This is a genomic window from Halosimplex halophilum, assembly GCF_004698125.1.
Lineage (GTDB): Archaea > Halobacteriota > Halobacteria > Halobacteriales > Haloarculaceae > Halosimplex > Halosimplex halophilum.
The window spans coordinates 1,922,827-1,947,502 of the sequence record NZ_ML214297.1; the positions used below are offsets into that span (position 1 = coordinate 1,922,827).

24 protein-coding genes are annotated in these 24,676 nt (G+C 71.2%); 9 read left to right on the plus strand and 15 right to left on the minus strand.

Features of this window, described 5'->3' with window-relative positions:
• The first annotated feature begins 90 nt into the window (after positions 1–90).
• Positions 91–2,172 carry a methyl-accepting chemotaxis protein gene (locus E3328_RS09670; protein ID WP_246022951.1) on the plus strand — a complete coding sequence of 694 codons (2,082 nt, stop codon included), beginning with the start codon at positions 91–93 and terminating at the stop codon, positions 2,170–2,172.
• A 42-nt stretch (positions 2,173–2,214) separates the two neighbouring features.
• Here E3328_RS09670 and E3328_RS09675 read toward each other — a convergent pair whose 3' ends face one another.
• The 6 genes from E3328_RS09675 to E3328_RS09700 form a co-directional block, all read right to left on the minus strand.
• Positions 2,215–2,952: a thioredoxin domain-containing protein gene (locus tag E3328_RS09675; protein ID WP_342775080.1), complete on the minus strand. Its 738-nt coding sequence runs from the start codon at positions 2,950–2,952 to the stop codon at positions 2,215–2,217.
• 1 nt (position 2,953) lies between these two features.
• Positions 2,954–3,697 (minus strand): ABC transporter ATP-binding protein, encoded by a 744-nt coding sequence (locus tag E3328_RS09680; protein WP_135364358.1) that lies wholly within the window; start codon positions 3,695–3,697, stop codon positions 2,954–2,956.
• Positions 3,694–4,455 (minus strand): ABC transporter ATP-binding protein, encoded by a 762-nt coding sequence (locus tag E3328_RS09685; protein WP_135364359.1) that lies wholly within the window; start codon positions 4,453–4,455, stop codon positions 3,694–3,696. The genes E3328_RS09680 and E3328_RS09685 overlap by 4 nt, the downstream gene beginning before the upstream one ends.
• Positions 4,452–5,573, minus strand: coding sequence for a branched-chain amino acid ABC transporter permease (locus E3328_RS09690; protein WP_135364360.1), 1,122 nt, complete (start codon positions 5,571–5,573; stop codon positions 4,452–4,454). Before E3328_RS09690 ends, E3328_RS09685 begins: the two co-directional genes overlap by 4 nt.
• A complete protein-coding gene (locus E3328_RS09695; RefSeq protein WP_135364361.1) occupies positions 5,570–6,559 on the minus strand; it encodes a branched-chain amino acid ABC transporter permease in 990 nt (329 codons plus the stop codon). Before E3328_RS09695 ends, E3328_RS09690 begins: the two co-directional genes overlap by 4 nt.
• A 162-nt stretch (positions 6,560–6,721) precedes the next feature.
• Positions 6,722–8,053, minus strand: coding sequence for a substrate-binding protein (locus tag E3328_RS09700; protein ID WP_394345908.1), 1,332 nt, complete (start codon positions 8,051–8,053; stop codon positions 6,722–6,724).
• Between the two features lie 328 nt (positions 8,054–8,381).
• Here E3328_RS09700 and E3328_RS09705 point away from each other — a divergent pair, with 328 nt between their 5' ends.
• Positions 8,382–9,344, plus strand: a complete 963-nt coding sequence (locus E3328_RS09705; RefSeq protein WP_135364363.1) for an ABC transporter ATP-binding protein — start codon at positions 8,382–8,384, stop codon at positions 9,342–9,344.
• Positions 9,341–10,198: an ABC transporter permease gene (locus E3328_RS09710; protein WP_135364364.1), complete on the plus strand. Its 858-nt coding sequence runs from the start codon at positions 9,341–9,343 to the stop codon at positions 10,196–10,198. Before E3328_RS09705 ends, E3328_RS09710 begins: the two co-directional genes overlap by 4 nt.
• A gap of 48 nt (positions 10,199–10,246) precedes the next feature.
• Here E3328_RS09710 and E3328_RS09715 read toward each other — a convergent pair whose 3' ends face one another.
• The gene (locus E3328_RS09715) at positions 10,247–11,947 is read right to left on the minus strand and encodes an acyl-CoA mutase large subunit family protein (RefSeq protein ID WP_135364365.1); all 1,701 of its coding nucleotides are present in this window, start codon (positions 11,945–11,947) and stop codon (positions 10,247–10,249) included.
• 98 nt (positions 11,948–12,045) lie between these two features.
• Here E3328_RS09715 and E3328_RS09720 point away from each other — a divergent pair, with 98 nt between their 5' ends.
• Both E3328_RS09720 and E3328_RS09725 read left to right on the plus strand, forming a co-directional pair.
• Positions 12,046–12,405 (plus strand): hypothetical protein, encoded by a 360-nt coding sequence (locus E3328_RS09720; protein WP_135364366.1) that lies wholly within the window; start codon positions 12,046–12,048, stop codon positions 12,403–12,405.
• Between the two features lie 87 nt (positions 12,406–12,492).
• Positions 12,493–13,386: an EamA family transporter gene (locus E3328_RS09725; RefSeq protein WP_135364367.1), complete on the plus strand. Its 894-nt coding sequence runs from the start codon at positions 12,493–12,495 to the stop codon at positions 13,384–13,386.
• A 15-nt stretch (positions 13,387–13,401) separates the two neighbouring features.
• Here E3328_RS09725 and E3328_RS21955 read toward each other — a convergent pair whose 3' ends face one another.
• Positions 13,402–13,569, minus strand: coding sequence for a DUF7331 family protein (locus E3328_RS21955; protein WP_167837358.1), 168 nt, complete (start codon positions 13,567–13,569; stop codon positions 13,402–13,404).
• A gap of 128 nt (positions 13,570–13,697) precedes the next feature.
• Positions 13,698–13,943 (minus strand): DUF5789 family protein, encoded by a 246-nt coding sequence (locus E3328_RS09730; RefSeq protein ID WP_135364368.1) that lies wholly within the window; start codon positions 13,941–13,943, stop codon positions 13,698–13,700.
• 139 nt (positions 13,944–14,082) lie between these two features.
• Between E3328_RS09730 and thiD the strand changes: the two genes are divergently transcribed.
• Entirely contained in the window at positions 14,083–15,441 is a 1,359-nt protein-coding gene (gene thiD, locus E3328_RS09735) for a bifunctional hydroxymethylpyrimidine kinase/phosphomethylpyrimidine kinase (RefSeq protein ID WP_135364369.1), read from the plus strand.
• A 28-nt stretch (positions 15,442–15,469) separates the two neighbouring features.
• Here the strand turns inward: thiD and E3328_RS09740 are convergent, their stop codons facing one another.
• From E3328_RS09740 to E3328_RS09755, 4 genes are all read right to left on the minus strand, one after another.
• Positions 15,470–17,653, minus strand: coding sequence for a hypothetical protein (locus E3328_RS09740; protein WP_135364370.1), 2,184 nt, complete (start codon positions 17,651–17,653; stop codon positions 15,470–15,472).
• 124 nt (positions 17,654–17,777) lie between these two features.
• Positions 17,778–18,500 (minus strand): sugar phosphate isomerase/epimerase family protein, encoded by a 723-nt coding sequence (locus E3328_RS09745; protein WP_135364371.1) that lies wholly within the window; start codon positions 18,498–18,500, stop codon positions 17,778–17,780.
• Between the two features lie 145 nt (positions 18,501–18,645).
• Complete coding sequence (locus tag E3328_RS09750) at positions 18,646–19,746, minus strand: glycosyltransferase family protein (protein ID WP_135364372.1); 1,101 nt, start codon at positions 19,744–19,746, stop codon at positions 18,646–18,648.
• Positions 19,747–19,842: 96 nt separating this feature from the next.
• The gene (locus E3328_RS09755; protein WP_135364373.1) at positions 19,843–21,018 is read right to left on the minus strand and encodes an MFS transporter; all 1,176 of its coding nucleotides are present in this window, start codon (positions 21,016–21,018) and stop codon (positions 19,843–19,845) included.
• Positions 21,019–21,182: 164 nt separating this feature from the next.
• Between E3328_RS09755 and E3328_RS21960 the strand changes: the two genes are divergently transcribed.
• Positions 21,183–21,353, plus strand: a complete 171-nt coding sequence (locus tag E3328_RS21960) for an HVO_0758 family zinc finger protein (protein ID WP_167837359.1) — start codon at positions 21,183–21,185, stop codon at positions 21,351–21,353.
• A gap of 40 nt (positions 21,354–21,393) precedes the next feature.
• Here E3328_RS21960 and E3328_RS09760 read toward each other — a convergent pair whose 3' ends face one another.
• On the minus strand, positions 21,394–22,485 hold the full coding sequence (locus E3328_RS09760) for an aldo/keto reductase (RefSeq protein ID WP_135364374.1): 1,092 nt from the start codon (positions 22,483–22,485) through the stop codon (positions 21,394–21,396).
• 95 nt (positions 22,486–22,580) lie between these two features.
• Between E3328_RS09760 and E3328_RS09765 the strand changes: the two genes are divergently transcribed.
• Positions 22,581–23,915 carry a DUF6298 domain-containing protein gene (locus E3328_RS09765; protein ID WP_135364375.1) on the plus strand — a complete coding sequence of 445 codons (1,335 nt, stop codon included), beginning with the start codon at positions 22,581–22,583 and terminating at the stop codon, positions 23,913–23,915.
• A gap of 47 nt (positions 23,916–23,962) precedes the next feature.
• On the opposite strand, the gene E3328_RS09770 is transcribed toward E3328_RS09765, so the two are convergent.
• Positions 23,963–24,244 (minus strand): PadR family transcriptional regulator, encoded by a 282-nt coding sequence (locus tag E3328_RS09770; RefSeq protein ID WP_135364376.1) that lies wholly within the window; start codon positions 24,242–24,244, stop codon positions 23,963–23,965.
• A 126-nt stretch (positions 24,245–24,370) separates the two neighbouring features.
• On the opposite strand from E3328_RS09770, the gene E3328_RS09775 reads away from it, so the two are divergent.
• Entirely contained in the window at positions 24,371–24,646 is a 276-nt protein-coding gene (locus E3328_RS09775; RefSeq protein WP_135364377.1) for a DUF7111 family protein, read from the plus strand.
• Positions 24,647–24,676: the final 30 nt, after the last annotated feature.

Consider the following 24,676-nt stretch of genomic DNA (forward strand, 5'->3'; position numbering starts at 1 on the left):
GCGACCGGCCCGAGACGGCCGAGATCCGTTATCTCCAGCGATAATTTGTCCCGTGAGCTTTTGTACCGGTTCGTTGTTGGGTCCGGCACGATGACACGGCGCACACCGGAGTCGATACTCCGCCGGGTTCGCAAGCGGGTCGGCGGCAGCAGCGACGGGGCACGGACCGACGCGGACGGCGAACCGGACGGGGCCTCGGGCGTCGGCCCAGGTGGCGACTCGGGCCTCACCCGGGACGGCGACGCGGGCGTCGAACCGGACGGCGGGTCGGTGGTCGAGGCGCGCGGCGGGCGGCCGTTCGAGGGTCGATACGACCCGGACCTCGACGCGCTCGGCGACGTGTACGGCGACGCGGACCTGGCGGCCGTGGGCGACCGACACGTCCGCGACCCCTTCGGTTTCGACACCGACGAGGTCGGCGCGCTCGTCGACGAGTACCGCGCCGCCGGCATCGGTGCGGGTCCGTTCGCCGCCTCCCAGCGCGTCGTGACCGGCGCCGTCGTCGACGCCGTCTTCGACCGGCTCCGCGAGGACCTCGACGAGTCGGACCACGGGACCCTCGCCGAAGCCCGCTCGGACCTGCGGGACGGGCTCGCCCGAACGACGGACGTGTTCGCGGCCGGCGCCGCGGCCTACGAGGAGCGGGCGGCGGGCGACTCCGGCGGCGCGGACGGGGCCGACGCCGCGGCCGAGACCGGCGACGCGGACGCGGGACCCGCCGGTGAGGAGTCGGGTCCCGGCGCGCTGGACTACCACGACGTGCTCCACCACATCGGGACACCGCTGTTCGTCCTCGACGCGGAAGGGGAGATCCTGACGTGGAACGCCCAGCTCGAACAGCTGACCGGCGTCTCCGAGGCCGAGGCCCAGGCCATGGAGATGGCGAGCATGGCGTTCTACCCGGACGGCCGCCGCGGCAAGACCTTGGCCGACAAGGTGCTCGACGCCCCCGAGCGGACCCACGAGGTCTACGACGTGCCGAAGGTCGACGACGCCTCGTTCACCCTCTACCGCGACACGAGCGTCATGCAGGACCAGCACGGCGAGGAGGCCCACATCTCCTTCTCGGCGGCGCCCATCTACGGCGACGACGGGGACGTTATCGCCGTCGTCGAGATGGTCCAGGACCGCACCGCGGACGTGCTCCGCCACGAGCGGACCTCCGACCTGGTGACCGAGCTGGAGGAGACGATGCAGGCCATCCAGGCGGGGGACCTGGACGCCCGCGCCGCCTTCGACAACGAGGCTGGCCACGTCGACGCGTCGCTGCTGCAGGTCGTCGACGAGCTCAACGAGATGGCGAGCACGCTCGCGGACCTCATCGAGCGGGTCGACGACAACGCCGAGGACCTCGCCGCGGCGACCGACGAGTCGGCCGACGCCGCCGACGAGATCGAGTCGGCGGTCACCGAGCAAAACAGGATCCTCGCCGATGCCGCCGAGGACATCCAGGACGTGAGCGCGACGATGGAGGAGATCGCGGCCACCTCGAACCAGGTGTCGGCCGCCGCCGACCGCGCCAGAGAGGCCGTCGAGGACGGCGAGCGCGCCGGCGAGCGCGCCCAGGCCGTCACGGACGAGCTCACCGACACCAGCGACGAACTGGTCGACGACGTGACCGAGCTGGAGGAGCGAATGGACGAGGTCAGCGAGATCATCGAGATCATCGCGGACGTGGCCGAGCAGACGAACATGCTCGCGCTGAACGCCAACATCGAGGCGGCCCGCGCCGGCGAGTCCGGCGAGGGGTTCGCCGTCGTCGCCGACGAGGTGAAGACGCTCGCCTCCGAGACGAGCGAACACGCCGACGAGATCGCACGCACCGTCACGGAGATCCAGTCACAGGCGACCGAGACCGTCGACAGCGTCCGGGCGTCCAGCGCCCAGATCCAGCAGGCCGAACAGGGGATCGGCGAGGCGCTCGACGCGCTCGACGAGATCGCCGAGGCCGTCGACGAGACCGCCGACGGCATCGAGGAGGTCGCCGACGCCAACGACAGCCAGGCCGACGCCATCGAGGGCGTCACGACCACCATCGAGGACGCCCGCGACCACGCCGAAGCCGCCGAGACGGCCGCCCGCCGCATCGTCGAGACGACCGACCAGCAGACCGAGTCGGTCCGGGATCTGGTCGACAGCGTCGACCAGCTCCACGGCGCCGACCGCCGCTGAAGGGACCGGCCGACCGCACTTTCCCGCCGAAAAGAAGTCCGCTCAGTCCGTTCCGTACAGCTCCGCGGCGCGCTCGCCGAGCGGGCCCGGACTCCGGCGGCCGGTCACGGCCTCCAGCAGGTCGCCGTCGGCGAAGAAGGCGACCGCGGGCGCCGCGTTGACCGCGTTCTCGCGGCAGAAGTCGGGACAGCTCTCGCCGTCCAGCCCGGCGACTGCGACGCCGTCGGGCAGCGCCGCCAGCAGTTCGTCGACCTCCTCCTTCATGGCCTCGCAGGGCTCGCAGCGGCGCTTCCAGACGGTCACGATCGCGCGGTCGTGGTCGGCGACGAACGCCCCCCAGGAGCCGTCGTCGAGTTCGTCGAGCGCGTCCGGTACCGGCGACTGCGGGCCGACCTCGGCGACGATGGCGGCCATCTGGGTCAGCTCGCCGACGCCGTAGCCGTCGAGGTGGGCCGACAGCGCGAGGTAGGTCGCGAACTCCTCGCGGCTGACCCCCAGTTCGTCGACGCGCTCGGCGGCCGCCTCGGCCGAGGGCAGATCGAACGCGTCGGCGACCGACTCGTGGAACGCCGCGTCGTCCAGGTCGAGGTAGGTGTCGAGGTAGACGTGGCGCCGGTGCTCGAAGCCGTCGGTCGTCGCCACCGCGTCGGTCGACTCGTCGTGGTCGAGGACGCCCTCCGCGACCAGCGTGTCGACGTGGGCGTCGACCGTCGACTCGTCCATCGTCGGTTGCTCGGCCGTCGATCCCTCCGCCGTCGGTTCGTCGGTCTGTCCTGGCATGTTAGACCCCCAGGTACCGCTCGCGCGTCTCGTCGTCCTCGCGCAGTTCCGCCGCCGTGCCCTCGAAGACGACCCCGCCCTGGTCGACGATGTAACACCGGTCGGCGATCTTCATCGCCGCGACGGCGTTCTGCTCGACCAGCAGGACGGTCGTCCCCTCCTCGCGGATCCGCTCGATGGCGCCCTCGACGGTCTCGATGATCTGGGGGGCCAGCCCCTCGTAGGGCTCGTCGAGCATCAGCAGGTCGGTGCTCTGCTTCAGGGCCCGCGCGATGGCGAGCATCTGCTGTTCGCCGCCCGAGAGGGTCCCAGCCAGCTGGTTCTGCCGCTCGGCCAGCCGCGGGAAGTCCTCCAGGATCTGCTCGATCGAGAGCCCCTCGTGTTCGAACTGCAGGTCCCGCCCGATCGTGTTCGAGCGGTTCTGGACCACGTCCGCGAGGTGGAGGTTCTCCTCGACGGTGAGGTTGCCGAACACCCGCCGTTCCTCGGGGACGTGCGAGATGCCAAGCACCGAGATGTCTTCCGTCTCCATGTCGGTGATGTCCCGACCCTTGTACGTGATCGTCCCCTCCCGCACCTCCGGGGGACGCGCGCCGGCGATGCTGCGCAGCGTCGTCGTCTTGCCGGCGCCGTTGCGGCCGAGCAGGGCGCATATCTCGCCCTCCTCGACGTGCATGGACACGTCCCGCAGGATGTGGCTCTGGCCGTAGTAGCTGTCGACGCCGTCGAGTTCGAGCAGGCTCACAGCTCGACACCTCCCAGGTACGCCTCCTGGACGCTGGGGTCGCCCTGCACCTCGTCGGGCGGCCCCTCCGCGATGATCGACCCGCGATTGAGGACGGCGATGCGGTCGGAGATGCTGAAGACGATCTCCATGTCGTGTTCGACCAGCAGGATCGTCAGGTCCAGCTGCTCCTGGAGGTCCTTGATGAGCTCGACGGTGGCCTGGGTCTCCTCGGGGGACATCCCCGCCGTGGGTTCGTCCATCAGCAACAGCGAGGGCTCGCTCGCCAGGGCGATCCCGATCTCCAGGCGGCGCTTGTCGCCGTAGGGCAGGTCGGCGGCGCGGGTGTCCCGCTGGTCGCGCAGGCCGACCGCCTCCAGCATGCTCAGGGTCCGCTCCTCGACCTCGGGGTAGCTGTTGCGGTGGGTGAGGAAGTTGAAGCGGAACGAGCCGTGTTCGGCGCCGAGCGAGGCGATGTTGGCGTTCTCCTCGACGGTGAGCTCGGGGAAGATCGACGCGGTCTGGAAGGACTTGCCGATCCCCCGCTGGACGACCTCGTGGGGTTCGAGGTCGACGATGGACTCGCCCTCGAAGCGGATGTCGCCCTCGGTCTCCTCTAACATCCGGGTGATGAGGTTGATCAGCGTCGACTTGCCGGCGCCGTTGGGGCCGATGAGCGACAGCAGCTCGCCGCGCTCGATGGAGAGGTTCACGTCGTCGGTGGCGGTGAGGCCGCCGAACTCCTTGACCAGCCCGTCGGTCTCGAGGATGGCGCTCATCGCTCGTCACCCCCCAGCGCGTCGCCGACGCGCTCGCGGAGCCAGTCGACCCCGCCCCAGATGCCGTTGGGCAGGAGCACGACGACGAAGACGAACACGAGCCCGAGGATCATGTGCCAGAAGTGGCCGATCGCCGGCATCCCGCTGACGATGTTGGCGACGTACATGTACAGCCCCGCGCCGAGTATCGGGCCGAACAGCGAGCCGACGCCGCCCAGCACGGTCATGATGACGATCTCGCCGCTGACCGTCCAGTTCAGGGTGTTCTCGATCGGGACGAACGACCGCTGGATGACGTAGAGGCTCCCGGCGACGCCGGCGAACGCGCCCGAGATGATGAAGGCCATCAGCTTGTAGCGCCAGACGTTGAGGCCGACGAACTCGGCGCGCTGTTCGTTCTCGCGGATCGCCCGCAGGACGATCCCGTAGGGGGAGTTGAGGACCCGGTTGGCGACGACGACCGCGAGGACCGCCGCGATCCCGACGAAGACGTACATCCACGTCTGGACGAGGATATCGGGGACGACGGCGACCTCAGCGCCCAGGGGCAGGAAGCCCAGCAGGGGGTCGACGGCGACCTCGTTGAACCCGTTCTCCCCGCCGGTCAGCCACCCGAGCGGCGACAGGAAGATGTAGTAGATCATCTGCCCGAACGCCAGCGTGAGGATGGCGAAGTAGATGCCGCCCCGGCGCAGGGAGATCCAGCCGATGACCCACGCGAGCAGGACCGCCGTGGTCGTGCCGACGAGGATCATCGCGATGGGGCTGCCGGTGACGTTGGCGCTGAAGATGCCCGCCGCGTAGGCGGCGACGCCCCAGAACATCGCGTGGCCGAAGGACAGCAGACCCGTAAAGCCCAGCAGGAGGTCGTAGCCGATGGCGAAGATCCCCCAGATGAGCGCCAGGACGACCAGGCTCCGGTACCAGACGTACTGGGTCGGGATCCCGAGCATCTCCGGGAGGGCGACCAGCGCGAACGGCGCGAGGAAGACCCCCAGGAAGGTGAGGACGGCGACGGTCACCTCCCGCTCGCGGACGGCGAGCCAGCGGTCGTACAGCGACGGCGACTCGACCTCGGCGGGCTCGCCCGTCTCGGCGGACTTGACCTCGTCGCTCATGCGCTCACCTCCTCGGAGCCGAGCAGGCCCTGGGGCCGCGTCAGCAGGACGATGACCGCGAGCACGTAGATGCCGACCTGCGACCAGGGGCTGAAGTTGACGGTGAACCCGCCGACCCCGACGCTCCCGAGCGAGATGAGCGTCACCTGGACCATCCCGATGAGCGTCCCCCCCAGGACGGCGCCCTTGATGGAGCCGACGCCGCCGATGACGACGGTGAGGAAGGCGGGGACGAGGATCGTCATCCCGATCTCGGGGTTGATGTTCTGCAGCGGGCCGCCGACGACGCCGGCGATCCCCGCCAGCGCCGCGCCGATCCCGAACATCACGAGGTACGGCCGCGTGATCTTGATGCCGAGCAGGCGGACCATCTCGGGGTCGCGCGTCCCGGCCTTGACGACCAGCCCGAAGTCGGTGTACTCGACGATGGCGTAGACGGCGATCACCAGCGCCGCGGTGATCGCGATGACCCAGAGCCGCCAGACGTTGATCGTCACGTCCGAGAGCGGAACGGGGATCGGGCCCGTCATCGGCAGGAGCCCGAACGCCGAGGTGGGGACCTCGTAGCCGTAGGTCCGGGGGCCGATCAGCGCGTGGATGACCTCCTGGACGACGATGGCCAGCCCGAAGGTGACCAGTATCTGGTCGGTGTCGGGACGGTCGTAGAACGGGCGCGCGACGAACCGCTCCATCGCGAGCCCGACGACGAACACGAACAGGGGGACGATGACGAGTGCGGCGAAGAAGCCCCACTCCAGGCCGATCGTGGGGTAGCCCCACTCGGCGAGCCGCCCGTTCGAGATCGATATCTCCTGTGTGATGAGCAGGCCGGCGTAGGCGCCGATCACGAACAGCGCCCCGTGGGCGAAGTTGACGAACTTGAGCGTCCCGAGGATGATCGACAGCCCGATCGCCAGCAGGACGTAGATCGCGCCCGTCTGGAGGCCGTTGACCAGCAGGACGATGAGTTCGCCGACGATGTTCACTCGGCGGTCACCTCGGTTGGTACGCGCCGGCCGGGGCGCCCGTCGCGGTCGCCCGGCGCCCGGCGGCGGTGCGGGTCGTCGTTTTGGGTGTGATTGTCACTCATTCTGTGTAGCGGATCCGGGAATCACGTACATAACTGTAGGGCCTAGTCGCGCGGGGGCTCACTCGTCGCCGTAGTCGCCGAGTTCGCACTCCGCGGCGGGGCCCTCGTCGCACCCGTAGCCCACGTCCTCGCGCGCGGTGATGTCGACGATCTCGAAGAACTGCCCGTCGCCCTGTTCGGACTCGGGGAGGCCGCGGACGACCGGGATGGCCCGCTGGGCCTGGTGGTCGCAGGCGCGCATCGTCTCCTCGCCCATGCCGATGTTGTCGTACTCGTAGCCCTCCAGCTCGCGGATGACCTCCGGCGGGTAGAACGTGCCGGCGCGCTCGACCGCGGCGGCGTACTGGAGCGTCCCGGAGTAGGCCAGCTGGGCCGGTCCCGAGGGGACCCGGCCGTCGTACTCCTCGCCGAAAAACTCCGTGAAGGAGTTCGACGGCTCGTTGTCGATCTGGGAGTCCCAGGCGACGGTGCCGAAGATCCCGTCGATAGCCCCGCTGGCGGCCTCGGCCATCGGGCGGTTGTACAGCGGCATCACGATCTCCATGTCCTCGTCGATCCCGGCGTCGATGGCGTCGGTCAGCGAGTTCGCGCCGTCCAGCCCGTAGTGGTCGAGGAACAGTACGTCGGCCTCGGAGCTCTGGGCCTCCGAGAGGTACGACGAGAAGTCGCTGGTGTCCAGCGGCGTCGCGACGCTGTCGACCTCGTTCCAGCCGGCTTCGGTCATGAACTGCCGCATCGACTCCTGGACGGTCTGGCCCCACGAGTAGTCGGCGTACAGCTGGTAGAAGTCCAGGTCCTCCCCGTACTCGTCGACGAGGACGGGCTTGAGCGCCTGCCCGGTCATGTACGCGTTGAACATCTCCCGGAAGCTGTAGCGGACGCAGTCGCCGCCGGTCGTGTCGTTCGAGTGGGTCAGACAGCAGGTGAACATCACCTTCTCGCGCTGGGCGAGCCCCTGCTGGGCGATCGCCACCGCCGAGGAGGAGCCGCCCGCGAACATGATGACGCCGTCGCGGTCGATCATCCGCGAGGCCGACTGCTCGGCGGTCGATGCGTCCGTCGCCGTGTCGCCCTCGACGTAGTCGATCTCGTAGCCGAGGACGCCGTCGCCCGAGAGGTCCTCCCACTCGTCGACCCAGCCGCCGCCGTTGTTGAGGTGGTCGACGGCGAGTTCGTACGCGCGCAACTCGTCTTCACCCTCGGAGGAGTACGGCCCCGACTGGGGGACGTTGAACCCGAACGTCGCCGTGTCGCCGTCGATCGGGTAGTTCCCCAGCGAGGGGTAGTCGGTCCCGTCACCGCCCCCACCGCCACCGCCGCCGCCACCGCCCTCCGTACAGCCCGCCAGCCCGGCCAGACCGACCGCACCCGCTGCACCCGCTCGTTTCATCAGTCCACGCCGCGACACTCCACTGTCACTGTGTGACATGCTCTATCAGGGGACGACCTCCCTCATAATAGTTGTGCATAATTATAAAAAGTGCCAGTCGAACGCCGTTCGGATCGCCCGCGGGGAGCGGGGTGGTGCCTTCGTGAGAAATTGCGATTCCGACGCGGCTCGCGCTCCACACAGCCGGTTTCGTCTCCGGTCCGACGACCGTCGAGAAGCGGCGGCCGCCGGTCCGACGCGGCCGGGGACAGGGCAGACGGACGATACGTTTATCCGTCGGCCGCCGGAGCGTCCGGTCGGACGCGGTTCCCGCTACACACCTCCACCCATGTCCGCCATCGAGACAGCGAACCTGACCAAGCGGTTCGGCGACGTGACCGCCCTCGACGACCTGTCCTTTTCGGTCCCCGAGGGCGAGATATTCGGCTTCCTCGGCCCCAACGGCGCGGGGAAGTCGACGACGATCAACATCCTGCTGGGGTTCACCCACCCCTCCGCCGGGTCGGCCCGCGTGTTCGGCCACGACGCCGGCGCCGAGAGCAAGCGGATCCGCCAGCGAACCGGCGCCCTGCTGGAGGGCTACGGCGTCTACGAGCGGATCACCGCCCGCGAGCACGTCGAGCGCGCCATCCGGGCGAAAGACGCCGACGACGACCCCATGGCGATCCTCGAACGCGTCGGCATCCCCGAGGCCGCCGACCGGACGGCCGGCGGCTTCTCCAAGGGGATGCGCCAGCGGATGGCCATCGGCATGGCGCTGGTCGGCGACCCGGATCTGCTCGTGCTCGACGAGCCCTCGACGGGGCTGGACCCCAACGGCACCCGCGAGCTGCGCGACGTGATCCGCGAGGAGAACAGGCGGGGCGCGACCGTCTTCTTCTCCAGCCACCTCATCGACCAGGTCGAGGCCGTCTGCGACCGCGTCGGCATCCTCAAGGACGGCCGGATGGTCACCGAGGGCAGCGTCTCGGACCTCCGGGCGCAGCTCGACGCCGCGACGGTCACCGTCACCGTCGAGCAGCGCGCCCCCGAATCCCTCCTCGACGACCTGCGCGGCATCTCCGGCGTCGAGACCGCGGAGGCGACCGACAACCAGGTCATCGTCTCGGCGCGGGGCGGCGACGCGAAGCTGCGGGCCCTGAACCGCGTCGAGCGGGCCGGCGTCGGCTTCGCCGACTTCACGACCGACGACCCCTCGCTTGAGGAGATCTTCGAGGTGGCGACGCTCGGTCCCCGCGGGGACCGCGGCGGCCGTGACGCCGCCGCGGCGTCGGCGGAGGGCGAGCCATGAGCTGGCGGACGGTCATGCGCGACGACCTGCTGGGGGTGCGACGGTCGCGGCTGGGCCAGGGCGTCGCCGCGACGATGTTCGTGTTCACCGCCGGCATCGCCGTCCTCGTCGCGCTCGCGCACTTCTCCTCGCCGGGCGGGGACCCGCCGCCGTTCGACACGATCATGTTGCTCGTCGGGAGCCTCCTCTCGGTGATCCTCCCGTTCATCGCGATGCTCGGCAGCTACGGCGCGATCATCCAGGAGCGCGAGAGCGGCTCGGTCCGCTTTCTCCTCGGGCTCCCGAACTCCCGGTTCGACGCCTACGCGGGGAAGTACCTCAGCCGCTCCGCCCTGCTGGTCGCGGCGACCGCGGTCGGCCTGCTGGTCGTCGCCGCCGTCGGCTTCGGGGTCCTCCGCGAGCCCGACGCCGCCGCCTTCCTCCTCTTCGCCGTCGCCACCGTCGCGTTCGGCCTGCTGTTCGTCGGCTTCGGCCTCGCGCTCTCGGCGACGCTGGACTCCGAGACGCAGGTCACGACCGGCATCATCAGCACCTACGTCCTCTTTCGCGGGCTGTGGCCCGTCCTCCAGTGGGGCGGCCTCTACGTCACCCGTCCCGACGGCGAGCTGGGCGTCCGACCGTACCCCGAGTGGTACTTCTACCTCGGCCGGCTCGACCCGCTGAACGCCTACGTGAAGGTCGTGAACGTGCTGTTCAACGACGACCGGTTCCACCCGCTGATCACCAACCCGCAGGCCGCCGAGGTCGACTACCTCGCGGTCTCGACGCCCTACGCCGTCGCCGCGCTGGCCGTCTGGCTGGTCGTCGTCCCCGTCGTCGGCTACCTCCTGTTCGTCGACAAGGACGTGCTGTAGGACCCGCTCGCCGCGCTCCCCCCGCCCGGCCGCTACCCCGAACCCCGCTCAGGCGACGCTGGCCGACTCCTGGTAGCTCCCGTGGTGGGCCTCGAACAGCGACATGATCTCGCCCATCGTCGCGTAGGCCTTCACGGCGTCGACGACGTACGGCATGACGTTCTCGTCGGCCTCGATCGCGTCGTCGAGCGCGGCCAGCGCGTCCTCGACGGCTTCGTCGTCGCGCTCGGCCTTCACGTCTGCCAGCCGATCGCGCTGTTTCGCCTGGACCTCCTCGTCGACCGTCAGGATCTCGGGCTCCGTGTCCTCCTCGACGGTGTAGGCGTTGACGCCGACGACGACCTCCTCGCCGTCCTCGACGCGCTCCTGGTACTCGTAGGCCGCGTCCTGGATCTCCCGGTGGAAGTAGCCCTCGTCGATGCCCCGCAGGACGCCCTCCCGCATCGACCCGTCGCCCATCTCCCTGATCTCCTCGATGTACGCCATCGCCTCCTCCTCGACCTCGTCGGTCAGGGCCTCGACGGCGAAACTCCCGCCGAGCGGGTCGACGATGTCGGCGGCGCCGGACTCCTCGGCGATGATCTGCTGGGTGCGCAGAGCGACCCGGACCGCGTCCTCGCTGGGTAGCGCCAGCGCCTCGTCGAAGCTGTTGGTGTGGAGGCTCTGGGTGCCGCCCAGCACCCCGGCGAGCGCCTGGATGGTCACCCGGACGACGTTGTTCAGCGGCTGCTGAGCGGTCAGCGACTGGCCGGCCGTCTGGGTGTGGAACTTCATCGCCTTGCTGGCGTCGTCCTCGGCGCCGTACCACTCGTCCATCAGTCGCGCCCAGATCCGCCGGCCCGCGCGGAACTTCGCGACCTCCTCGAAGATAGCGTTGTGCGAGTTGAAGAAGAAGGATAGCTGCGGCGCGAACTCGTCGACCGCCAGCCCGCGGTCGCGGCAGGCCTCGACGTAGGCCAGCCCGTCGGCGAGCGTGAACGCGAGTTCCTGGATCGCCGTCGAGCCGGCCTCGCGGATGTGATAGCCGGAGATGGAGATCGGTTTGAACTTCGGCGTCTCGGAGACGGCGAACTCGACGGTGTCGACGACGATGTCCAGAGAGGGCCGGGGCGGGACGACCCACTCCTTCTGGGCGATGAACTCCTTGAGCATGTCGTTCTGGAGGGTGCCCCGGATCTCCTCGCGGGGCACCCCCTGCTGGTCGGCGATGGCGACGTACATCGCGTAGATCACCGGCGCGCTCGGGTTGATCGTGAACGAGGTGGAGACCTCGCCCACGTCGATGCCGTCGAAGATGATCTCCATGTCCCGCAGGGTGTCGACGGCGACCCCCTCCCGGCCGACCTCGCCGTCGCTCATCGGGTCGTCCGAGTCGAGGCCCATCAGCGACGGCATGTCGAAGGCCGTCGAGAGGCCGGTCTGTCCCTCCTCGATGAGGTAGTGGAACCGCTCGTTGGTCTCGCTCGGCGTCCCGAAGCCGGCGAACTGCCGCATCGTCCACGTCCGCCCGCGGTACATCGTCGGGTACACTCCCCGGGTGTAGGGTGGCTCTCCGGGGAAGCCCAGGTCCTCCTCGTAGTCCAGATCGGCCACGTCCTCGGGGGTGTAGAGGCGGTCGACCTCGTGGTTCGACACCGTCGCGAACCGCCCGGAGCGCTCGCCGTAGCCGTCGAGGACGGGGTCGAGCGTCTCGGCCTCCCACTCCTCGCGGGCCGCCCGGATCGCGGCGAGGTCCTCGTCGTCGAACATGCTCGCAAATATTGCCGGAGCGCGCATAAGGGTTCGGGCGCGAGTCGCGCCCGTTCCCGACGCCCACCTTTTTCAGCGCGGGGATCGTGTCCTCGCGCATGGGACTCGTTACGGGACTGATCACGTTCGTCGTCGGCGTACTGGTCGGCGGGTTCGGCATCTACGTGGGCGCCGAGCTGGTCGGCGGCGGGAGTAGCTACGAGAAGGCGGTCACGACGGCCATCGTCGGCGCGCTCGTCTGGGCGCTCGTGGGGACCTTCTTCGGCTGGATCCCGCTTCTGGGCCCGGCGCTAACGTTCGTCGCCTACCTCGCCGTCCTGAACCTGATGTACGACGGCGGCTGGGTCGAGGCCGCGGCCATCGCGGTGGTCGCCTGGCTGACGCTCGTCGTCGTGTTCACCGTCCTCGGGCCGCTCGGCCTCGGGGTCTTCTCCGGGGTCGGCGTCCCCGGGGTGTAGGACCGGCGCCGAATCCGGGGTTTCGGTCGGTCGTCACGACCGGGCGCGGACGGGAACGCTCTTTGGCGCCGAGGCGAATCCCCGACCGTGTTCGGGCTCGAACCGGGACTGGGCTACGCGGTCGCGGCGTCGCTGATCCTCGGCGTCTACCTGTTCTGTATCAAGCGCTACTTCGGCGACTACCCCTCGACGGTGTACGTCACGGTCACGTTCGCCACGTCGCTGCTGTGGTACCTGCCGATCGCCGCGGTCGCGAACGACGGGCGCCTCCTCCCGGCCGGCTTCGGCGCGCCGGGCGTCGGGATGCTCGCGCTCACCGTCGGCGGGTCGATACTGGCCTTCCTCGCCTCCTTCCGGGCGATCGCCGTCGGCGACGTGTCCTACGTCGCGCCGATCAGCAAGATCGTCGCCGTGTTCGTCCTCCCCATCGAACTCGTCTTCCTGGACGAGCACCTGTCTGCGGTCCAGGTCGCGGGCGTGCTCGTCGCGACGGCGGCGGTGTACGTCGCCAACTACGAGCCGGGGAAGCTACTGGCCCCGTTCGCCCGCGCGGTCCACTCCCGGCCCGCCCAGCTGGCGCTGGCCAGCGCCGCGATATTCGGCGTCGTCGACGTGGGCAAGCGCGTGCTGACCCAGGAGCTGCGGGTGCCCCCGGAGACGTTCAACCTCGTCATGTTCGCGGCGGTGCCGCTGGCGCTCGCGCCGCTGGCGGCCCGGCGCTGGCCCGACCGGGGCGAGGGCGGCGTCCGCGCGGACCTCCACCTGTTCGCCGGCGTCGGACTGCTGCTGGCGGTCGCCGAGCACTTCGTGATGCTCGCGTTCTCGACGCTGTCGGCGAGCCTCGCGTCGCCGGTGGTCAACACCCAGGCCGTCGTCGCGGTGCTGCTCGGCGGGGTCGTCCTCGGCGAGGAGAACGTGCGCGTCCGGCTGGCCGCGGCGGCGTTCGCCGTCGCCGGCGTGACGATGATAACGGTCGGCTGAGAAGGGCAGGCGGGGCTATTCGGCCGGTCCCGACGCGCGTACGTCCTCGAAGTCGATGGCGTAGCTCGTCTGGATCCAGGCGTTGGCGTTCTCCCGGTCGTAGAGCACCAGGTCGCCGTCGATGGTCTCGAAGCTCCCGCACTGTTCCGCCGCGCGCTCTGGTGGCCGCTGCGTCTCGGACATCGCTCGCTTCGATACCAGTCGTTGAGGGAGTTAAACCTTGCCGTGGGTGTGGTACACATCCTCAATATAGTATAAGGGGGCTTAGTCACGGGCGAACGTCGGGTCGCCGCCGGTCGGTGTCCGCTCGATTACCCCTCGCCCTCGGACTGGTAGGGTTCGCCGACGGCCTCGCGCGGGAGGTCGTTCTGGACCGCGGTGTAGGCGTCGTCGGCGGACTCGAAGCGGTCCGCGCTCGCGTGGGCCAGCAGCCCTCCCAGGTCGCGCTCGCCCTCGGCGAGTTCGATCGTGACGCCCTCGCAGGCTGTGGCGAGTTCGTCGCTGGCGACGGGGTAGTCGAACTGTTCGAGGTACTCCTGTAGTTCGGCCAGTTCCATGTCCCGACCTTCGGGCGGCGGCCGTTAGTGCGTAGTTGCCAGGCGCCTGCGGGGAGGATGTGCCGTGTCTCGCCGGTCCGCGGTCCGCCGGGCGGCGCCTCTCGTCAGCCATTTGGTGTCGGCGGGGCAACACCCGGACATGACACGACGGGAAGCGCCGGTCTCGCCGCCGGTCGTCCTCGCGATCGCGGGCAGCGACTCGGGCGGCGGCGCCGGCATCCAGGCCGACCTGAAGACGATCGAGGCCGGCGGCGCCTTCGGGACGACGGCGGTCACGAGCGTCACCGCCCAGAACACGACCGGCGTCGAGAGCACGCACGTCCTCCCGACCGCGGAGATCGACGCCCAGTGCGACGCCGTCGTCTCGGACTTCGACGTGGCCGCGGTCAAGACGGGGATGCTCGCCACCGCCGACGTGGTCGAACTCGTCACCGACCGCGTCGCCGAGACCGCGGCGCCGGCGGTCGTCGACCCGGTGATGGTCGCCGCCTCGGGCGACCGCCTGCTCGCCAGCGCGGCGGAGTCGGCCTACGAGGACCTGGTCGCCGAGGCGACGCTGGTCACGCCCAACGCCGACGAGGCGGCCGTCCTGACCGGAGTCGACCCCGACGACGAGGCCGAGGCCCGCGAGGCGGGCGAACGGCTGGTCGAGACGGGCGCCGACGCCGCGCTCGTGAAGGGCGGACACATCGACGGCGGCGAGTCCGACGACGTGGTCGACGTGCTCGTCACCGGCGACGGCGTCGAGACGTTCCGGCACCCGCGGGTCGACACCGACGCCACCCACGGCTCGGGCTGCACGCTCTCCTCGGCCGTCGCCACCCGGCTGGCCCACGGCGGCGACATCGAGGCGGCGGTCGCGTCTGGTATCGACCTCCTCGCGCGGGCGGTCCGCTACAACCTCGACGTGGGCGAGGGGCCGGGCGCGGTCCACCACGCGGTCGAACTGCGCGACCGGGCGGCCCGCGACGACACCGCCGAGGCCGTCGAGGGGATCGTCCGCGCGTTCGTCGACGGGAACGTCGGCCCGCTGGTCCCCGAGGTCGGGACGAACGTCGCCGGGGCGACCCCCTACGCGGAGCGGCCGGACGAGACCGCCGCCGTCGAGGGCCGCATCACCCGGACGCGGTCGGGCGCCGAGCCCAACCGCGGGGTGCGCTTCGGCGCGTCGACCAACGTCGCTCGCCTCCTGCTCGCCGCTCGCGAGCACGACCCCGACCTGCGGTTCGCGGCGAACCTCCGCTACGGCGACGCGGTCGCCGCGGCGCTGGCCGACCTCGACGGCCCGGTCGCGGAGTTCGACCCGGCCGACGACCGCGCCGACTCGGTCGAGTGGGGGGTCGAGACGGCCTTCGACGCGGTCGAGAGCACGCCCGCCGCCGTCGTCGACCGCGGCAGTTACGGGTCGGAACCGATCGCCTTCGTCCTCGCGCGGGCGCCCGACGCGCTCGTCGACCGGACGCTGGCGGTCCTCGACGCCGTCGAGGGCGGAGACTGACGGCACCGCTCGGTCCCCGACCGTCCCGTCACTCCCGCCGCCGGGCGAGCAGCGCGAGCGCGCCCGCGAGTCCCGCCAGCGCGGCGAGCGGGCCGAACCCGGGGCCGAACCCGGAACTCCCGCCCTCGCCGGACTCGCCGTCGCCGCCGTCGCCGCTCTCCCCGCCCACGTCGCCGACGGTCACGACCAGCGAGTCGGCCTCCCCGAGGGTGAACTCGTACTCGCCGCGGTCGAGGCGCGCGACGCCGGTCACGGTCCGGTTCTCCCCGGGTCCGAGCGCGAGCTGTCGGTCGATGATCGGGCCGTCGGGCCCCCGGAGCGTGACGTTCCCGCGGGTCGGCACGCCGTGGGTGTTCGAGAGGGTCGCGGTGAACGCGACGGCGCCCGGGCCGGACAGGGCCGTCCGGTTGGCCGAGAGGGCGGTCACGGTCGCCCGCGGCGGGTCGTACACCTCGACGGTCACGCTGTCGCCGCCGACGGCGACGGTGTACTCGCCCGGCTCGTCGAAGGCCCGCTCGAACCGGTGGGTCACCCGCTCGCCGGGGGCGACGGTGCCGCTCTCGGTCGCGGCGACCGACCCGTCGACGACGAACCGCGCCTCGTACTCGCCGGCGGCGCCGCCCGCGTTCGTGACTCCCCCGGTCATCGTCAGCGTCTCGCCGGTGTAGAGCGTCAGGTCCGGCCCCGAGAGGGTGGCGTTGCGGTAGGGACCGCTCACGGCCAGCGCGTCCGGGTCGGCGGCGAGGCCGACCTCGACGAGCGCGGGCGTCGGCGCGAACGCCTCGGCGTGCACCTCGGCCGACCAGAGGTCCGGCGTTCGCTCGGTGCTCGCGTAGGTGACCGCCGCCCGCCGGACCTCGGGGCCGGCGACCGTCCCGACCGACCCGAAGACGACCCGCGCGTCGACCGGGCCCGAGTGGGCGTTCATCGCGGAGAAGACCGACTGGAGCGACCGGGTCCCGTCGGTCGCCAGCCGGATCCGGCGGTCGGTGTCCCCGGCGACGAGCGCGCCCTTCAGGTAGTTGGCGGCGTTGACCCACGACCCTGGTTCGGTCAGGATCGCGTCGGACTGCGGGCGGGCCGTCCCGCGCCGCAGCGTCTCGCGGAACGCCGCGTAGTCGACGTGGCCCTGCTCCAGCGCCAGCAGGGCGGCGTAGTAGGTGGCGAACGCCTCGTCGGTCCACCGCGCCGAGGGCGCCGCCTCGTAGCCCTGGCGGGTGTGGACGTACTCGTGGAGCCAGGTGTTCTCGGCGGTCGCCAGCGGCTCGGCGTCGCGCACCCACATGTCGCTGTCGCCGTACTGCAGCCCGCGCACGCCCCAGCCGACGCTCGTCGTCGGCGCGGCGAAGGCGGTCACGACCGGGTCGCGGTCGCCGACCCGCATCCGGTCGCCGGCCGCCGCCAGCGAGTCGAAGACCGCATCGGGCGACTCGGTGAGCGTCGCCCGCTCGGGGACGACCAGCTCGAACCGCTGGCCGTGGGCCCGCCGCTCGCGCGTCTCGACGGCGCCGAGGTAGGCCAGCCACTCGCCGACGTAGCCCTCGCCCGCGACCCGCGGCTCGCGCGTGATCCCGACCGGCGCCGCGCCGCTCCACGACCAGCTCGTCGGCACCGCCGGCCGGCGGAACAGTGCCCACTCGCCGGCGTCGACGAAGAGGTATCGGCCCCGCGCGCCCTCCGGTCCCGCGAGGTCGACCGTCTCGTTGACCGCCATCGCGAACGTGACCGACGGCGCCGACGTGTTACCGTCCCACTCGTAGACGGTCCCGTCCCCCCGCGAGAACCCGGTCGTCCCCGTGACGGTCACGTCCTCGGGGAGCCGGGGCTTCAGCGACGCAACCCGGTCGGGCACCCGGTAGCGCTGAACGACGGTGATCTGGCCGCGCTCACCCGGCGTCAGCCGGAGTTCCTGGACCGCCGTGATGTTCGCCGCCGCGTCGGCGAACACCGCGTCGGTCCCCGCGGCCGACGCGCGCCCGCCCGACGCCGTGACCGACTTCGAGACCCGCTCGGGGGGCTCGCTGAGTTCGGCGGCCGCGGCGGTGTCGGCCGCGAACGCTCCTGGTTCGGACGCGGAGGCGTTCCCGGTCGAGCGGGTGTCACCGCTCCCGGCCGACGAGGGGGCCGCGACGCCGCCCCCGGTGACAGCGCTCGTGAGAAGCAACACCGCGACCGCCGCGGCGACGACTCGACGCCCGCCAGCCCGTGCCATACACGGGCTTTGGAAACGCCCGACTTAATGGTTCCCGCCGCGGGCGGGTGCCAACCGGGCACCCCGGGCGGACGCCGACCGGCCGCCGCTCCCGGCGGGTGTCGGCAGTCGCCGGCCCGCCGCCCTACAGCCCGGCGAGGAACTCGGCGCCGGTGTCGATGGACGCGGCCGGGTCCTCGGGGTCGTCGTGTTCGTAGACGAGCCACTCGGCGTCGGCCTCGCGGGCGGCGTCGGCGCAGGCCTGCATGTCGACGTCCCCGTCGCCGATCTCGCAGAACTCGCCGTCGTCCATGTCCTTCATGTGGACGATCTCGACCCGGTCGCCGTAGCGTTCGATGTACTCGACGGGGTCGTGGCCCGCCGTCTCGATCCAGCCCACGTCGGGCTCCAGCAGGAGGCTGCAGGCCTCGGCGAAGGCGTCGTAGCCGTTGGTGTCGTCGAACTCGGCGAACTCGTGGTCGTGGTTGTGGTAGTGCAGCGAGAAGTCGTGGTCGGCGAGGTTCGCGGCGACGTTCTCCAGCCGCGTCGCGGTCTCCGCGACCGCTTCGCGGGACTGGAAGTGCTCGGCGTCGAGCCACGGGACGACCGCGCCGTCGGCCCCGATGGTCTCGTGGGCCTCGACGACGCTCGCGGCGTCGGCCTCCATGTCGTCGAGGTCGACGTGCGAGGCGGTCACGCCGAGGTCGTTGTCGTCGAGTTCGTCGCGCAGTTCCGCCGGCGAGAGCCCGCCGAAGTCGCCGGAGAACTGCACGCCGTCGTAGCCGGCCGCCGCGCAGCGGTCGAGGATCTCCGCCATCGGCAGGTCCAGGTCGCGAACCGAGTAGAGGTTGATCGCGGTGCGTACCATGGCGGCCCGTCGGCCCCGCGGGCTTTCAGTCCACGGGTCGGGGCGCGACTCTCCGGATGGAGAGGCGACGACCGCCGGGTCCGCACCGCTCCTGCGCGGACCGGGGCCACCATGTCGGGCCGGACCGCCGGTGAGTCCGGGGTCCTCAGCGGCCGGTCGCGTCGGCGAGCGCGTCGCGGGAGGCCCGGCGGACCGCGTCCGGGTCGAGGTCCGTCTCGACCCAGGCGGGGAGGCGGTCGGCGGCCGCGGGCGCGCGGACCGACTCGGCGTAGGCGTCGACCTGCCGGCGCTCGTCGGCGGGGTCGTAGTCGAGCCCGTTGAACGCGGCGTCGGCGGCGTACTGGTCGACCAGACGGCGGGCGGTCGCCCGGTAGCGCTCGCGGAGGTCGTCGTAGTCGACGGCGACCCCGCCGTCGTCGAGCGCGGCGAAGAGGGCGGCGGCGACCTCGTCGGCCATGTCAGAGAGGCCGCCGCGGCCGCTGACGGCGCGGTGGTCGTGCTCGTGGATGCCCAGGTCGACCTGCGCGGTGCCCTCGAAGCCGGCCGTCCGGAAGGCGTCGCCGAGCGTGGCGACCTCCAGCCCCCACCCGCGGGGCGGGCGGAGCTGCCGGACGAGGTCGCTCGTGGCGGCGAACTCGCCGGCCAGCGCGTAGCGGAACGCGCCCAGGTACTCGACCAGTGGGTCGTCGGTCGTCTCGGCGAGCGCGGCGACGACGGGTTCGTAGAACAGCCGACAGAGCCGGCCGTAGAGGCGGTCGTTCTCGACGCGGGCGTAGTAGCCCTTGACGAACTCGTAGTCGCGGGCGAGCGGGAAGAGCAGTCGGGGGACGTGCTCGGGGCCGTAGGTGGTCGCGTCGGCGTCGTGGACCGCCACGAGGTCGCTGCGGGCGGCGGCGACGCCGAGCGCGAGCCACACGTCCCGGCCCTTGCCCGCCTCGCCGTTGAGGCCGTGGTCGCCGAGGAGTTCGCGGACGGCGGGGGCGTTGCACCACAGAATGTCGGCGTCGACGCCGAGGGAGTCGACCCACTCGCGGACCGCCTCGACTTTCCCCTCGTCGGCGCGCAGCGCGACGACGACGGACTCGGGACCGACCTCGCCGAGCGTCGAGAGCACGCGCTCGGCGGCGAGGCTGGCGTGGTCGCGGTCGGTCAGCGGCACGACGACCGTCGCGCGGTCGACCGGCGCCTCGGGGGCCGCGCCGCCGAAGTCGTGCAGCGTCGCCACCCGCTCCTGGACGTACTCCATCGACGCCGGCTAGCGACTCGACGCCCATATAGCCCGCTATTCCGGCGAGTACGGACCGGCCTCCGGGCGGTCGCGGCCCCTCGCGGTCGCGGTCGGTCACGATCGCGCGCCGTGGGGGAGCCGTCCCATCGCGTGGGCGACGAGGAGCGCGGCGAGGACGACGACGAGGCCGCCGGCGAACGACCGGAAGATGAGGTCGAACGCCACCTGCGCGTCCCGGAGGAACCCGACGGCGTAGGAGCCGCCGGCCTGGACGAACATCATCGTCCCCGAGTAGGCGGCGTAGGCGCTCGCGCGGTGCCGATCCGGCAGCGACCCCAGCAGGTAGGTGTCCATCGCCGGGAACAGGCTGTGGGTGACGTACCCGAGGACGAGGCTGACCGCGACCACGGCGACGAGCCCGGAGACGGTCGTCAGCGCGAGGACGGTGACGACGAAGCCGCCGAGGAGCGCGAGGATGTACCGGACGATGTCGAGGCGGTCGGCCAGCCGGCCCGACAGCGCCATCGCCGGGACGCCGGCGCCGAAGACCACCGAGAGGACCGTCCGCGCGGTCGACTCCGTGAGCGATTTCGTCTCGGCGAGGTAGGTGGGGTAGAAGTTGAACACGCCCTGCCAGACGAAGCCGGTGGCGCCGAGCATGACGACGCCGGCGAGGACCAGCCGCCACTGCTCGCGGACAGCGACGAGGAGGTGTCGGTCCTCGGTGCCGGCGGCCGGCAGGTCCGTCCGCCAGGCCGCGACGGTGAACAGGACGGTCGCGACGGCGGTGACCGCGGCCATGATCCGGAAGGTCAGCGGCCACTCCCCGCGCGCGAGGACGGCGGTGACGAACAGCGGCGCGCCGACCGCGGCCAGTTGCGCCGCCGTCCCGTGGACCCCCAGCGCCGAGCCGACGCGCGAGGGGAACAGCTCGCTGACCAGCGGGTTCGCGGCGATGAAGTAGGCGCCGCCGGCCGCCCCCATCAGCAGGGCGGCGGCCTGGAGCGCGCGGATGCCCGGCGCGACCGACGCCAGCGCGGTCGCGGCGGTGAGCGTCGCGCCCGTCGCGAAGACGACGTAGTGGCGCGGGACCCGCGTGAGCAGGTAGCCCGTCGGGATCCGCGGGACGGCGCTGCCGACCCAGACGAGCGACGCGAGCAGGCCGACGGCCGCGGCGTCAACGGTCAGCGCCGCTCGCAGCGGGTCCAGCAGCGGCGCGAAGACGACCCGCCCGAGGTTGACGACGAACACCATCGCACAGAGCGACCCGAACAGCTGGCGGCGCGTCACACCACGGGGTTCGTCCGCTGCCCTTCAAGGGTTGCGAACTCGGCGGCACCGTCCGCGACACGGGCTGTCGTCCGACCGCACTCGGACGGTCGGCGACCGCGTCCGACCGTGGTGTGTCGGATCTATGCATGGGGTTTTTCAGAGTCGGTGTCGTACCCCCGCGCATGAAATCGGTCCGGAAGGGGCTGCGTTCGGGCGAGATCGAGAAAGACGTCTACGAACGCCTGGCCTGCAGCGAGTGCGGGGAGGAGCTCGCGACCGAGAACGACCCCGACGAGGTCGGCACCGTCCGGGTCTGTCCGGAGTGCGACAGCAAGTGGAAGCAGGTGGGGTGACCGCTCGCCGGGTGACGCCGGGGGGACGCCTTCGCGCTACTTACTCGAAGACGGCGTCGAACGAATCCGCGCCGAGCGGCGGGTGGGTCCCCGCCGCGACGTTCTCCGCGACGTGGTCGGGCGAGCCCATCCCGACCAGCGAGCACGTCACCCCCGGCGCGCTCCGGGCGAAGTTGATCGCCTTCTGGGCGCTCGTCTCGCCCTCGACCCGCTCGGCCACCTCCTCGGGCAGCCCCGCGCGGGCGAGCTTCCCCTGGGCCAGCGACGCGCTCGTGAACACGTTCAGCCCCGCGTCGTGGGCGAACCACAGCGTCGACTGGGCGCCCTCGGACCCCTCCTGGGCCTCGACGGTGAACGCGTCGGCCATCACGACGTTGAACGGGAGCTGGACCGCCCGGAAGTGCGTCGCCGCGTTGTTCGCCCGCTTGGCCGCCTCGCGGGCCCGCGAAACTATCTCCGCCAGCGACAGGTGGCTGTCGTCCTCTGCGGGGACGCGTAGCGCCTCCCACGTCGCCACGCCGTACTGGCGGATGTCCCCCTCGGCGGCCCGCTCCTCCAGCCGCGTGAACGTGTCCTCCAGCCGGTCGTAGACCGCCTCGGCCGAGCGGTCGGCCAGCTGCGTCTCGGGGTTGTGGACGTAGTACAGGTCGATCGTGTCAAGATCGAGGTTGTCCAGCGAGCGGTCGAGCTGGTCGTCGATGTACCCGGGTGCGATGCAGTGTTGCCCGGCGACCAGGTCGTCGGCGTCGACGATCCCCGTGTCGACGTACTCCTCGCGGATCCACCGGCCGGGGTTCTCCGGACGCTCGCCGTCGAAGGGGACGAACCCGCCCTTCGTGGCGACGAGGACGGCCTCCCGGTCGACCTCGGCCGCGTCGATGGCCTCGCCGACGACCCGCTCGCTGCGCTGGTTCCGGTAGTTGATCGCCGTGTCGACGACGTTGATCCCCGACTGGAGCGCCTCGACGATCGCCTCGCGGTAGGCGTCGTCGGCCTCGTCGGTCGGGTCCCCGAGGTAGGTGCCGACGCCGACGCTGGAGACGACCCCCTCGCCGAACCGCCGGAAGTACGTGCGGGCGAACTCGTCGCCGAACTCGTCGCGGTACGCCCACGTGGCGTCCCTGGTGACCATACCGGAACTGGGGTCGCCGCGGGTAAAAGCGTGCCATCTCGGAGAGGCTGTGCGCCAGCGGGCGATTTATGCCGAGTTCCCGCGACGGTCGGCCTATGACCGACCGCGTCAGGCCGAACCCCGAGAACCCGTGGTACTGGTCGGACGGCGACGGACCGACGCTGCTCCTCGGCGGGACGGACAGGGACAACCTCTTCCAGTGGACCGGCGAGCGACTGGAGGCCCACCTCGACGACCTCGTCGACGCCGGCGGGAACTTCGTCCGCAACACCATGTCGGACCGCAAGGACGGGGACGTGTCGCCGTTCGCACGGCACGACGACGGCACGTACGACCTCGAACGGTGGAACGACGAGTACTGGGACCGGCTCGATGCGTTCCTCGCCGCGACCGCCGAGCGCGACATCGTCGTCGAACTGACGCTCTGGGACCAGCACGACCTCGTCGGGGACAGGTGGGAGTCCCACGCCTGGAACCCGGTCAACAACGACACGCTCCCCGAGGGTTCGCTCCCCGAGACGGGCGGCGACCACTGGCGGGACCGGATCGCCTTCTTCCGCACGGTCGAGGAGGGCAACGACCCCGTGCTCGCCCACCAGGAGCGGTTCGTCGACCGCGTCCTCGACCACACGTTCGACCACGGGCACGTCCTCTACAACGTCACCAACGAGGGATGGGCGGGGATCGAGTGGGAACTGCACTGGGCCGAGCACGTGCTGGACCGGGCCGACGAGCGCGGCGTCGGCGTCGAGGTCGCCAACATGAACATGACGCCGGAGGACTCGGTCGAAAAGGTCGTCGAGCACCCTGACGCGTTCTCGTACGTCGAGGTGTCCCAGCACAACCAGCTCTCTGCGGGAGCGACCGGGCAGGACCACTGGGATAACCTCCAGGCGTGGCGCGGGGAGGTCGAAGACGCCGTCGGGCCGCGGCCGTTCAACAACGTGAAGATCTACGGGGGGTTCGACGGCGGGAAGGAGGCCGCCGGGACCGCCGACCAGGCGGTGCGGTGGTTCTGGCGGAACGTCCTCGGCGGGTGCGCCGCCTGCCGGTTCCACCGGCGGGTCGCCGAGGGCGACGAGGGCTGGGGGATCGGCGGGAGCGAGCGGGCGCTGACCCAGATCCGGTCGGTCCGGGCGATCGAGGAAGTCGTCGACCTCACCGCCCTGCCGCCGCGGGGGGACCTTCTGGGAGACGCCGCTCCCGACGAAGCCTACTGCGCGGCCGACCCGGGCGAGGCCTACGTGGTCTACGTCCCCGACGGGGGGAACGCGACACTCGACCTCGACGCGGGGTCGTATCGACGCCGGACCCTCGACGCCGAGTCGGCCGCGTGGACGGACGACGAGACGGTCGAGGGCGACACGGACCTTCCGCTGGACCCCCCGGAGCGGCCCAATCAGGTCGTCGTCCTGACCGCCGAGACGTGACCGTCGAGTCGTGACCCGCGACGGGGTGGCGCGTGCCGAGAGCCGACCTACTCCCCGTCGAGGTGGTCGGCCATCCACGCGAACTGCTCGTCGACCATCCGGCGGCCGGCGTCGGTCAGCGCGTACTCGTCGTGGATGCCCGACTCCCGGAGTTCGAGGTGGCCGTTGTCGACGAGCGTGTCCAGCGCGCCGTAGAACGACTTCGGGTCGATCCGCTCGTCGTAGTGGGATTCGAGCCGCGACTTGAGCGCCTGGCCGTTGAGCGGTCCCTCCCCGGCGAGGATGACGCACAGATCCCGACGGCGCCCGCTCTGGAGCCACTTGGTCATGGGTCGAGTGTCGCACCGGGGCCGTTCGACTCTTGCGATTCGAGGCCGTACGAGGTGGACCGGAGAACGCGGGTGTTGCGACCGGGGATCGAAGGCTACGACTATCACCGGTCCACAGATCCGCCAATGACCGACGCGACCGCGACGAACGAGGGGATCACGGCCCGCTACGAGGAGACCGAGACCGAGCGCCTGCTGACCTTCGAGCGCGACGGGGCGACCGCCGCCGTCGCCCAGAACACCGAGGGGTACGCCATGCTGAAGGTCCGGCCGACCGCCGACGGCGACGAACTGGAGCGGTACTACGGGTTCGACATGGCGCTGGACCACGCCGCCGAACTGCTCGGCGTCGCCCCGCACGACCTGCCGGTCCCCGAGGCCGCCGAGGACATGGGGATGTAGGGCGGCGACACGGGGTGTAGGTCGGTCGGG

Bases quoted from the DNA above. Each gene is read 5' to 3' on its own strand.
- E3328_RS09730 (WP_135364368.1), bottom strand. From the start codon at position 13,943: ATGGAACTGGCCGAACTACAGGAGTACCTCGAACAGTTCGACTACCCC.
- E3328_RS09710 (WP_135364364.1), top strand. From the start codon at position 9,341: ATGAGCTGGCGGACGGTCATGCGCGACGACCTGCTGGGGGTGCGACGG.
- E3328_RS09690 (WP_135364360.1), bottom strand. From the start codon at position 5,573: ATGAGCGACGAGGTCAAGTCCGCCGAGACGGGCGAGCCCGCCGAGGTC.
- E3328_RS09670 (WP_246022951.1), top strand. From the start codon at position 91: ATGACACGGCGCACACCGGAGTCGATACTCCGCCGGGTTCGCAAGCGG.
- E3328_RS09765 (WP_135364375.1), top strand. From the start codon at position 22,581: ATGACCGACCGCGTCAGGCCGAACCCCGAGAACCCGTGGTACTGGTCG.
- E3328_RS09750 (WP_135364372.1), bottom strand. From the start codon at position 19,746: ATGGAGTACGTCCAGGAGCGGGTGGCGACGCTGCACGACTTCGGCGGC.
- E3328_RS09740 (WP_135364370.1), bottom strand. From the start codon at position 17,653: ATGGCACGGGCTGGCGGGCGTCGAGTCGTCGCCGCGGCGGTCGCGGTG.
- E3328_RS09705 (WP_135364363.1), top strand. From the start codon at position 8,382: ATGTCCGCCATCGAGACAGCGAACCTGACCAAGCGGTTCGGCGACGTG.
- E3328_RS09720 (WP_135364366.1), top strand. From the start codon at position 12,046: ATGGGACTCGTTACGGGACTGATCACGTTCGTCGTCGGCGTACTGGTC.
- E3328_RS09715 (WP_135364365.1), bottom strand. From the start codon at position 11,947: ATGTTCGACGACGAGGACCTCGCCGCGATCCGGGCGGCCCGCGAGGAG.
- E3328_RS09770 (WP_135364376.1), bottom strand. From the start codon at position 24,244: ATGACCAAGTGGCTCCAGAGCGGGCGCCGTCGGGATCTGTGCGTCATC.
- E3328_RS09745 (WP_135364371.1), bottom strand. From the start codon at position 18,500: ATGGTACGCACCGCGATCAACCTCTACTCGGTTCGCGACCTGGACCTG.
- E3328_RS09760 (WP_135364374.1), bottom strand. From the start codon at position 22,485: ATGGTCACCAGGGACGCCACGTGGGCGTACCGCGACGAGTTCGGCGAC.
- E3328_RS09675 (WP_342775080.1), bottom strand. From the start codon at position 2,952: ATGCCAGGACAGACCGACGAACCGACGGCGGAGGGATCGACGGCCGAG.
- E3328_RS09700 (WP_394345908.1), bottom strand. From the start codon at position 8,053: ATGAAACGAGCGGGTGCAGCGGGTGCGGTCGGTCTGGCCGGGCTGGCG.
- thiD (WP_135364369.1), top strand. From the start codon at position 14,083: ATGACACGACGGGAAGCGCCGGTCTCGCCGCCGGTCGTCCTCGCGATC.
- E3328_RS09685 (WP_135364359.1), bottom strand. From the start codon at position 4,455: ATGAGCGCCATCCTCGAGACCGACGGGCTGGTCAAGGAGTTCGGCGGC.
- E3328_RS09775 (WP_135364377.1), top strand. From the start codon at position 24,371: ATGACCGACGCGACCGCGACGAACGAGGGGATCACGGCCCGCTACGAG.
- E3328_RS21960 (WP_167837359.1), top strand. From the start codon at position 21,183: ATGAAATCGGTCCGGAAGGGGCTGCGTTCGGGCGAGATCGAGAAAGAC.
- E3328_RS21955 (WP_167837358.1), bottom strand. From the start codon at position 13,569: ATGTCCGAGACGCAGCGGCCACCAGAGCGCGCGGCGGAACAGTGCGGG.